Source organism: Arsenophonus endosymbiont of Bemisia tabaci Q2 (assembly GCF_902713415.1).
Lineage (GTDB): Bacteria > Pseudomonadota > Gammaproteobacteria > Enterobacterales > Enterobacteriaceae > Arsenophonus.
Map to the genome: position 1 here is coordinate 1 of NZ_CACTIE010000153.1, position 1,061 is coordinate 1,061.

Annotated in this window: 1 protein-coding gene; it reads right to left on the reverse strand. The window is 39.5% G+C overall.

What is annotated here, in order from left to right; translation table 11 throughout:
- Positions 1–913: ABC transporter permease (locus ARSQ2_RS08400; RefSeq protein ID WP_420837761.1), on the reverse strand; the 913-nt coding region annotated here is incomplete at its 3' end.
- Positions 914–1,061 lie beyond the last annotated feature (148 nt).

Sequence of the window (1,061 nt, forward strand, 5' to 3'; positions counted from 1 at the left end):
GATTAATCCAACGCGATACAGATGCAGAGCCAATCCGAAATTGCTTCCCTTTTTCTCGGATACTCAACCCTTCTTCTTCCATCGTAAATATCACTTTACTTCTAAAATCAATTGAATTGCTCATATAAATAATATCATCAAAATTAAGTCGCTTAGCTATAGCAAAAACATATGGCTGCTTTTGTAGCGCATCCACATCGCTTACGGTCAGCGCCCGTCTATCTTCTGGGCTGACGTCGCTAAATCCTTTACCAGAAAAGACTATGATAGTATTTGTCGCAATTGACTGAATATCGCCTAATACCGACCTTTTGGCCGCATTACCAATAACAAGAATACTAACCAGCGAGGCAATACCAATAATGATGCCAAGCATAGTGAGTAATGTGCGCATTTTGTTAATTAATATTGCTCTCCATGCCATTAGTAACGCTTCTCTAAACTGATTAAGTCGTTGCGTTATTGAAATTTGCTGCTTTTTAGCACAGAAAATCGGCGGTAATATTTTTGTTGGCTCGCGTTGCACGGAATGATGGATAATTTCGCCATTTTTAATTTCAATTATCCGCTCTGCCTCCGCTGCGATCTGCATATTATGGGTAACCAGAATAACAGTATATCCCTGTTGGCATAGCTGTTTAAGAATAGCAATAACTTCATCACCAGAATGGCTATCCAATACCCCCGTTTGCTCATCAGCTAAAATAATTTGCCCACCATTGATCAATGCCCGAGCAATGCTGACCCTGTGCTGTTGGCCGCCAAATAATTGCGTCGAATAATATTTAATTCGGTCACTCAAACCAAGGCGCGCTAATAACCCAATTGCTTGTTTACGGCGCTCTTGCTGGCATGTATCGGCATAAATAGCCGGAATTTCAACATTCTGTTCGGCAGTCAAATAAGGTAACAAATGATAACGTTGGAATATATAGCTAAGCGACTTAATTTTGATGACATTATTTATATGAGCTATTCAATTGATTTTAAAAGTAAAGTGATATTTACGATGGAAGAAGAAGGGTTGAGTATCCGAGAAACAGGGAAGCAATTTCGGATTG